This is a genomic window from Micromonospora sp. ATLC20, from assembly GCF_057196585.1.
Genome location: NZ_JBXUOV010000208.1, coordinates 1 through 9,208, shown reverse-complemented (window position 1 = coordinate 9,208; position 9,208 = coordinate 1). Strand labels below are relative to the sequence as shown.

The 9,208-nt window shown below is 75.3% G+C and carries 6 protein-coding genes and 2 pseudogenes; 7 read left to right on the top strand and 1 reads right to left on the bottom strand.

From position 1 onward, the window contains the following. From AC2CHG_RS27460 to AC2CHG_RS27430, 7 genes and pseudogenes are all read left to right on the top strand, one after another. Window positions 1-330 (top strand): annotated as a pseudogene (locus AC2CHG_RS27460) (DNA polymerase Y family protein); the annotation flags it as partial. 90 nt (window positions 331-420) lie between these two features. Then, entirely contained in the window at window positions 421-3,771 is a 3,351-nt protein-coding gene (locus tag AC2CHG_RS27455; RefSeq protein WP_484525889.1) for an error-prone DNA polymerase, read from the top strand. A 96-nt stretch (window positions 3,772-3,867) separates the two neighbouring features. After that, window positions 3,868-4,047, top strand: coding sequence for a hypothetical protein (locus AC2CHG_RS27450; protein ID WP_013287622.1), 180 nt, complete (start codon window positions 3,868-3,870; stop codon window positions 4,045-4,047). A gap of 31 nt (window positions 4,048-4,078) precedes the next feature. Beyond that, the gene (locus AC2CHG_RS27445) at window positions 4,079-4,810 is read left to right on the top strand and encodes a methyltransferase domain-containing protein (protein ID WP_262014581.1); all 732 of its coding nucleotides are present in this window, start codon (window positions 4,079-4,081) and stop codon (window positions 4,808-4,810) included. Then, entirely contained in the window at window positions 4,807-5,994 is a 1,188-nt protein-coding gene (locus tag AC2CHG_RS27440) for an alkaline phosphatase family protein (protein WP_484525888.1), read from the top strand. Before AC2CHG_RS27445 ends, AC2CHG_RS27440 begins: the two co-directional genes overlap by 4 nt. 92 nt (window positions 5,995-6,086) lie before the next feature. Continuing rightward, entirely contained in the window at window positions 6,087-7,346 is a 1,260-nt protein-coding gene (locus AC2CHG_RS27435) for a DNA polymerase IV (RefSeq protein ID WP_281599937.1), read from the top strand. A 115-nt stretch (window positions 7,347-7,461) separates the two neighbouring features. Continuing rightward, the gene (locus AC2CHG_RS27430) at window positions 7,462-7,863 is read left to right on the top strand and encodes a DUF3040 domain-containing protein (RefSeq protein WP_128139017.1); all 402 of its coding nucleotides are present in this window, start codon (window positions 7,462-7,464) and stop codon (window positions 7,861-7,863) included. An 849-nt stretch (window positions 7,864-8,712) separates the two neighbouring features. On the opposite strand, the pseudogene AC2CHG_RS27425 reads toward AC2CHG_RS27430, so the two are convergent. Beyond that, window positions 8,713-9,208 (bottom strand): annotated as a pseudogene (locus tag AC2CHG_RS27425) (transglutaminase domain-containing protein); the annotation flags it as partial.

Here is a 9,208-nt window from a genome sequence, read left to right as displayed (position 1 = left end):
GAGCCGCCGTGGCCGGGCCGGATCCCGCCACCGTCACCGGCCGTGGTCCTGCCCGCCCCGCTGCCGGCTGACGTGCGTGACGCGGCCGGGGAGCCGGTCGTGGTGAGCGCGCGGCTGGCGGTCAGCGCGGCGCCGGCCCGGCTCACCGTCGGCGACGGCCGCCCGGCCGAGATCACCGGCTGGACCGGTCCGTGGCCGGTGGACGAGCGCTGGTGGGCGCCGGCCGAGGCGCGCCGCCGGGCCCGGTTCCAGGTGAGCCTGGCCGACGGTGCCGCCCTGCTGCTCGCGGTCGAGGGCGGGCAGTGGCTGGTGGAGGCGATCTATGACTGAGCGCCGGGGAAGATCTTGGAATGAACCCGCCCCAGGGGCCGTTTCGTACCAACATCTCGGGCGGTCGGGTGCAGGGCGAGGCGGGCGCGGGTGAGCTTCCACAACCCGAAGATGCCCTGGTCGAAGCTGGAGCAGGTGCTCTCCGGCCGGGGCGGGGGTGAGCGGCACCTGCACGTGGTCGACCCGCTCGCGGTCGACGCCGACGGCGGCGACTCACCGGCCTGGAGCCGCAAGCGCCAGGAATACCGGCCGCCGGAGCTGGCCCGCCCGGACGGCGTGGTGCCCTACGCGGAGCTGCACGCGCACTCCAACTTCAGCTTCCTCGACGGGGCCAGCCACCCGGAGGAACTGGCCGAGGAAGCGGCCCGGCTCGGGCTGACCGCGCTCGCCGTCACCGACCACGACGGCTTCTACGGCGTGGTGCGCTTCGCCGAGGCGGCCCGCGCGCTGCGGCTGCCGACGATCTTCGGCGCGGAGCTGTCCCTCGGGCTGCCCGGCCCGCAGAACGGCGAGCCCGACCCGCTCGGCCGGCACCTGCTGGTGCTCGCGCACGGCCACGAGGGGTACGCGCGCCTGGCCGCCACCATCTCCCGGGCCCAGCTGCGCGGCGGGGAGAAGGGCCGCCCGGTCTACGGCGAGCTGGAGGAGATCGCCGCCGAGCTGCGGGACCACGTGCTGGTGCTGACCGGCTGCCGCAAGGGGCACGTGCCGGCGGCGCTGCTCACCGAGGGCGTCGACGCGGCCGCCCGGGAACTGGACCGGCTCACCGCGCTGTTCGGCGCGGAGACGGTGGCGGTGGAGCTGACCGACCACGGCCACCCGGTCGACGCCGACCGCAACGACGCGCTCGCCGACCTGGCCGCCGCGGCCGGGCTGCCCACCGTCGCCACGAACAACGTGCACTACGCCACCCCGGGACGGCGTCGGCTGGCCACCACAGTCGCCGCGGTCCGGGCCCGGCGCAGCCTCGACGAGATCGACGGCTGGCTGCCCGCCGCGGCCACCGCCCACCTGCGCAGCGGCGCGGAGATGGCGGCGCGGTTCGCCGCGTACCCGGGCGCTGTGGCACGGGCCGCCGAGTACGGCGCGGAACTCGCCTTCGACCTTCAGCTCGTGGCGCCGCAGCTGCCCGCGTACCCGGTGCCGCCCGGGCACACCGAGATGAGCTGGCTGCGCCGGCTGACCATGGACGGCGCCCGCGAGCGCTACGGCCCGCCCGAGGCGCACCCGGAGGCGTACGCGCAGCTGGAACACGAGCTGCGGATGATCGAAGACCTCGGTTTCCCCGGCTACTTCCTGGTGGTCTACGACATCGTCGCGTTCTGCCGCGCGCAGGACATCTACTGCCAGGGCCGGGGATCGGCGGCCAACTCGGCGGTCTGCTACGCGCTGCGCATCACCAACGTGGACGCGGTCCGGCACCGGCTGCTGTTCGAACGGTTCCTCGCCCCGGAACGCGACGGCCCGCCCGACATCGACGTGGACATCGAGTCCGACCGCCGGGAGGAGGTGATCCAGCACGTCTACGCCCGCTACGGCCGGGAGCACACCGCCCAGGTCGCCAACGTCATCTCGTACCGGCCCCGGTCGGCGGTGCGGGACGTGGCGAAGGCGTTCGGCTTCTCGCCCGGGCAGCAGGACGCCTGGAGCAAGCAGATCGACAGGTGGGGCTCGGTCGCCGCGGTCGACGTGGCGGACATCCCCGAGCAGGTGGTCGCGTACGCCGACGAGCTGCAGACCTTCCCCCGGCACCTGGGCATCCACTCCGGCGGCATGGTGATCTGCGACCGGCCGGTGATCGAGGTGTGCCCGGTGGAGTGGGGCCGGACGCCCGGCCGCAGCGTGCTCCAGTGGGACAAGGACGACTGCGCCGCCGTCGGCCTGGTCAAGTTCGACCTGCTCGGTCTCGGCATGCTCTCGGCGCTGCACTACGGCTACGACCTGATCGGCTCCCGGCTCGACCTGGGCGACATGACGCTGGACGACCCCGAGGTCTACGACATGCTCTGCCGGGCCGACTCGGTGGGGGTGTTCCAGGTGGAGAGCCGCGCCCAGATGGCCACGCTGCCCCGGCTCAAGCCGCGCGAGTTCTACGACCTGGTGGTGGAGGTGGCGCTGATCCGGCCCGGCCCGATCCAGGGCGGCTCGGTGCACCCGTACATCAGGCGCAAGAACGGCCAGGAGCCGGTCACGTACGCGCACCCGCTGATGCGCAACGCGCTGGAGAAGACGCTCGGCGTACCGCTGTTCCAGGAGCAGCTCATGCAGCTCGCCATCGACCTGGCCGGGTTCGACGCGGCCGGCGCCGACCAGCTGCGCCGGGCCATGGGGGCGAAGCGGTCGGTGGAGCGGATGGCGCAGATCGCCGACCGGCTCTACGCCGGGATGGCCGAGCGGGGCATCAGCGGCGAACTGGCCGACGACGTGTACCGCAAGCTCACCGCGTTCGCCAGCTACGGCTTCCCGGAGAGCCACGCGATGAGCTTCGCCTACCTGGTGTACGCCAGCTCGTGGCTCAAGCGCTACCACCCGGGCCCGTTCCTGGCCGCGCTGCTGAACGCCCAGCCGATGGGCTTCTACTCGCCGCAGACGCTCACCGACGACGCCCGCCGGCACGGCGTCGAGGTGCGCCGGCCGGACATCAACGCCAGCGGCGCCAAGGCGGTGCTGGAGTCCACCCCGGAGACCCGGTGGGGCAGCGTGCCGGGCGAGCCGCCGCACGCCTGGGGACTGGGCGGCCCGGCGGTACGGCTCGGGCTGGGCAGCGTCCGTACCCTCGGCGAGGACGTGGCCGAGCGGATCGAGGCGGAACGCGCCGCGCACGGGCCGTACCGGGACATGCCGGACCTGGCCCGCCGCGTCGGTCTCACCGCCGCGCAGCTGGAGGCGCTGGCCACCGCCGACGCGTTCGCCTGTTTCGGGCTGACCCGGCGGCAGGCCCTCTGGGCCGCCGGCGCGGCGGCCCAGGACCGGCCCGGCCGGCTACCGGGCACGGTGACCGGCGCGGACCCGCCCACCCTGCCCGGCATGGCCGCGGTGGACCGCCTGGTCGCCGACGTCTGGGCCACCGGCCTGTCCCCGGAGAGCCACCCGGCCCGGTTCATCCGGGACCGCCTCGACGAACTGGGTGCGGTGCCGATCGCCCGCCTCGGCCAGGTGCCACCCGGGCAGCGGATCCGGGTCGGCGGGATCGTCACCCACCGGCAGCGCCCGGCGACCGCCGGCGGCGTCACGTTCCTCAACCTGGAGGACGAGACCGGGATGCTCAATGTCACTTGCTCCCCGGGGTTGTGGCAGAGATACCGTCGAGTCGCCCGCACCAGTGGAGCACTCGTGGTGCGGGGCCGGCTGCAGCGGCACGAGGGCGTCACGAACCTCACCGCGGACCGGCTGGACGCGATCGAGCCCCCCGTCACACCGGCATCCAGGGATTTCCGTTGATGGAGTGATCCACATTACGGTTTCTCCGAGCCGGAGGCGGGAGACTCCCGACGCGGGTGGGCAGAGTGGCCCACCCGGGGTATGGGGGATGAACCGATGACCTTTCACCGCACTAACGCCGGTGGCGTGGCGAACGCCCGACGGACCCGCCTCGGCGCCGACTGGGCACCCACCCACGAGGCCGAGCCGCGGGAATACCAGGTGACCGACGGCCCGGTGGCCAACCACCAGCGTTCCCGCGCCGAGGACGACCCCGCCGGCGGCGGCGAGTCCTGAACCCGGGCCGGGGGGTGACTAGGCTCGGCGCGTGGAGCAGATCCGAACCCTCACCCCCCGCACCGCCGTCATCTGGTCGGTGCTCCGGGCCGAGCTGGACCGGCGGGCCGGCGAACGACTCTCCGTGCTCGACGTCGGCGGCGGGACCGGCGGCTTCGCCGTCCCGCTCGCCGAGGCCGGTCACCGGGTCACAGTGGTCGACGCCAGCCCCGACGCGCTCGCCGCGCTGACCCGCCGGGCCGCCGAGGCCGGGGTCGCCGACCGGGTACGCGCGACGCAGGGCGACGCCGACGCGCTCACCGGACTCGTCGAACCGGCCACCGTGGACCTGGTGCTCTGCCACTCCGTCCTCGAGGTGGTCGACGACCCGGAACCGGTGATGTCCGCGCTGGTCACCGCGTTGCGGCCGGGTGGCGCGGCGAGCGTACTCGTCGCCGGCCGGGCCGCCGCCGTGTTCGGCCGGGCGATGAACGGGCAACTGGACGCCGCCGCCGCGCTCGCCGCCGACCCGCACGGCACCACCGGCGGCCGGGACACGCTGCGCCGCCGCTACGACGCCGCCGACGCGAGCGCGCTGCTCACCACCGCCGGCCTCGTCGTGGAGGAGATCCACGGGGTACGGGTGCTCGCCGACCTTCTTCCGGCCGCGGTGGCCGACGGCCAGCAGGCCGCCCTGGTGGAGCTGGAGCGCGCCCTCGCCGCCCGGTCCCCGTACCGCGATCTCGCCGCCCAGCTGCACCTGTTCGCCCGCCGCCCGGCATGACCGGCCCGGCTCCCGATCCGGCTCCCGGCCCGGCTCCCGGCCCGCTGGACCGGGTGGCGCCGCGCTACGACGGCGGCGCCCTGACCGACGTGCTGCCCAGCGCGCTGGCGCTGCTCGGCGTACCGGGCGCGACCGACCGGCTCGGCCTGGCCCCGCGCCTGGCCGGGGTACGCCGGATCGCGGTGCTGCTCATCGACGGCCTCGGCTGGTACCAGATCCCCACCGCCGCCCCGTACGCCCCGACGCTCGCCGGCCTGGCCGCCACCGCCGGTCGGCCGCTCACCACCGGCTTCCCGTCCACCACCCCGACCAGCCTGGTCAGCCTCGGCACCGGCACCGGGTCCGGCGCGCACGGCGTGCTCGGCTTCACGGTCCGGGTGCCCGGCACCGACCGGGTGCTCAACCACGTCGACTGGGCCGGCGACCCCGATCCGGCGAGCTGGCAGCCGGTGCCCACCTGGTACCAGCGGGCACGCGCCGCCGGGGTCGCGGTGACGGTGGTCAGCCGTCCCGAGTTCGCCGGCAGCGGCCTCACACTCGCCGCCAACCGGGGCGGCGACTACCGGGGCGCAGCAGGCGTTGACGCGCTCGCCGCCCGGATGCTGGCGGCGCTGGCCGCCGGGAACGGGCCCGCACTGGTCTCCGGCTACCACCCCGACCTGGACCGGCACGGGCACCTCAGCGGCGTCGACTCCGCGCCCTGGCGGACCGCCGCCGCGGAGGTGGACGTACTGCTGGCCCGGCTCGTCGACGGGCTGCCGCCGGACGCCGCGCTGCTGGTCACCGCCGACCACGGCCAGCTCGACGTGCCCGCCGGGCACCGCATCGACCTGGACACCGACCCCCGGCTGCTGGCCGGGGTGCGGGTGGTCGCCGGTGAGCCCCGGGTCCGCTACCTGCACGTCGAGCCGGGCGCCGAGGCCGACGTGGTGGCCGCCTGGACCGAGGTGCTGGGCCCGGCCGCGCAGGTGCTGACCCGCGCCGAGGCGGTGGCGACCGGCTGGTTCGGGCCGGTGCCCGAGGCACACCTGACCCGCATCGGCGACGTGGTGGTGGTCTGCCGGGACACGTACGCGGTGGTCGCCACGCGCTCCGAACCGCCGATGGCGTCGCGGCTGGTGGCGTACCACGGCGCGGACACCGCCGCCGAGATGGCAGTCCCGCTGCTGGTGGTCCGGGGCTGAGCGGGCCCGGTTCTGGCCGGTGCGTGGGGTGGCGCCCCGATGGCCGTGGGCTGGGCGGTGGGGTTGTCGGACCGGCGGGCTAGCCTGCTGGCATGGGCCGCAGCCAGTCGTTGCCCCGAGGCGGTGACCCCCGCTTCGGGCCGGACGCCGACGACACCGGCTGCACCATCCTGCACGTCGACATGGACGCGTTCTACGCCTCCGTGGAGGTGCGCCGCCGCCCCGAGCTGCGTGGCCGGCCGGTGGTGGTGGGCGGCGTCGGCCCGCGCGGCGTGGTCAGCTCCGCCAGCTACGAGGCCCGGCGGTACGGCGTCCGCAGCGCCATGCCCACCGCCCGTGCCCGTGCGCTGTGCCCCGGCGCGGTCTACCTACCGCCCGACTTCACCGCCTACACCGAGGCGTCGCGGGCGGTCATGCGGATCTTCCGGGACGTCACGCCGCTGGTCGAGCCGCTGTCGCTGGACGAGGCGTTCCTCGACGTGGCGGGCGCCCGGCGGCTGTTCGGCCGGCCCGCCGACATCGCCGCGCTGATCCGTCGCCGGGTCGCCGAGGAGCAGCAGCTGACCTGTTCGGTGGGCGTGGGGCCGAGCAAGTTCGTGGCGAAGCTCGGCTCCACCCGGGCCAAACCCGACGGCCTGCTCGTGGTCCCGGCCGCACAGGTGCTGGAGTTCCTGCACCCGCTGCCGGTGTCGGCGCTGTGGGGCGTGGGGGAGCGGTCCGCGGACGCGCTGCGCCGCCTCGGCCTGCGCACCGTACGCGACCTCGCCGAAGCGCCGGCCGGCCTGCTGCGCCGGGCCGTGGGCGAGGCGTCCGCCGCCCACCTGCACGAGCTGGCCTGGGGGCGTGACCCGCGTGGCGTCACGCCCGACCAGGTGGAGAAGTCGATCGGCGCGGAGGTCACGTTCGACACCGACGTGACCGACCCGGACGAGATCCGGCGGTCCCTGCTCGCGCTCGCCGACAAGGCCGGCGCTCGGCTACGGGCGGCCGGGCAGGTGGGCCGTACGGTGTCGCTCAAGGTCCGTTTCGCCGACTTCCGGACGATCAGCCGCTCCCGCACCCTCGCCGTGCCCACCGACACCGCCCGGGAGATGTTCGACACGGCCTGGGCGCTGTGGGGCGCGCTCGCCCCGGGCGAGCCGGTTCGGCTGGTCGGGGTCCGGATGGAAGGTCTCGCCCCCGCCGGGGAGACCCCGCAGCAGCTCACCCTCGGTGCGCCCGAGCGCGGCTGGCGCGAGGCGGAGGCGGCGGCCGACGCGGCGGCCGCCCGATTCGGGCGGTCCGTCATAGGTCCGGCCAGTCTTCTCGGCCGTCGTGATACACGACAAGTCGAAAAACCGACCCGGCCGTAGGTCGTCCCGCTTTCCGACGCGCGGGGGCCCTCGTAGACTTGCGGGTAAGCAGCCGGTTGGCTGCCACGGTCTGTCGGCCCGCCCGGGCCGACCAACGTGACCGGGGAGGAGTGCCGTGCCGCTCTCGGAGCACGAGCAGCGGCTGTTCGAGCAGATCGAGCGGTCGCTTGCCGAGGACCCCAAGTTCGCCTCGGCCGTGCGCGCCAGCGACCCGCGTTTCCACGCGCGGCGTCGCGTGCTCGTCGCTGCCGGCGTGGTCGTCGCTGGTCTGGCCCTGTTGATCTACGGTGCCGTGATCAAGATTCCCGCGGTGGCCGTGGCGGGTTTCGTCGTCATGCTGGCCTCGTTGGGCTACGCGGTGCAGTCGCACCGCCGATCCCAGTCGCCCGACCTGCACGTGGTCGGCGGCACAACGAGCCGGCGTCGTCCCCGTGGCCGCAGTGGTGGTGGTCGCCGGGGCTCCTTCCTCGACCGGATGGAGGACCGCTGGCGGCAGCGTCCGGAGGGCCACCGCTGACCGCGTCCCGCCCCTGACCCGGGGCGGGAAACCGGCGGCGCCTCCGTTAGCGGCGAGCGCCGCCGGGGCGTCTTGCCGCCGGTCGCCGGGCAGCGCGGGCGAGGGCCCGCCCTCAGTCGTGCCCGCGATCGACCCCACCGTCCACTCACTGCCCCGCCGCTCGGCGCCGCCCCCGGCGGTCCGCCTCGTCTGCGCACCGCCGGGCGCCTCCGTCAGCACGTGATGCCCGGATCGCCCCGCACGTGAGCGTGTGCACCCTGCCCGGATCGCCCCGCACGTGGGCGTGTGCACCGTGCCCGGGTCGCCCCGCGCGTGGGCGTGTGCACCGTGCCCGGGTCGCCCTCACACGTGAGCATGCGCCCCGTGCCCGGGTCGCGGCAGAGCAGCTCCCCGTCGTGCCCAAGCCTCCCCGCCTCAGCGCCACGCCAAGCGCCTCCTCGCGCCCGCCAGCAGGCGCCACACCCGCCCTCACCCGCGATCTTGCACTTTCGGCCCGAGCGGTGCCCCGAATGTCCCCTTCGCCCGGGCGCAAACTGCAAGATCGTCGAGGCCGGGCCGGGCCGGGCCGGGCCGGGCCGGGGCGGGGCGGGGCGGTGCGCCCAGCTCGCCTGATCAGCCGTGCTCGCCCGGCAGGCGGGATTCGCTGCCCGTATCCCGGGAGCCGCCGTAGATCTTGGTACGAAAGGGCCCTTATGGGGGCCGTTTCGTACCAAGATCTCGTGCGTGGCCGGCCAGGAGCGGTGATCAAGGAGTTTGTGTCTTCAGCGGGGCTGGGTTTGGACACAAACTCCTTGATCGACGCCGAAGGGCGGGCGGGGCGGGCGGGAGGGGGCGGGGCGGGCGGGTGGGTCAGCGGGTGGGACGGTGGGCCAGGAGGCGGCGCGGGCTCCAGCGGGTCATGTGCTGCCGGACCTGACCGCTCGCGGTCACCACCATTGCCGACCGCTCGGCCAGGGCGGTACGCCAACGCTGCAGCACCGACGGGGGCAGCAGCGCGGCCAGCAGCCGGGTACGGCGGTCCGCGCCCGCCGCCAGCGCGCCCCGGACCGTGCGCAGCGCCGGCTGCAACTCCGCGTCGGTCAGCGGGTCACGCGCGTAACGGGCGCGCTCCTCGGCGCGGCCGAGCAGGCGTACCCCGGTCACGGCGTCGCCCTTCTCGGCGAGTGCCTCCCGGGCCAGCCGTTCGGCGGTGGCCCGTGGGGTCTCCGTGCGGTCCACCCGGACGTGGAAGTCGACGAGCGTGTCGAGCAGCTCGTCCCAGGCGGCGTGCGCGTCGGCGCGGGCCGCCTCGGCGTCCACGCCGACGACGACCGGCCGCGTCTCGCCGCGCTGGCCCGGCACCGGC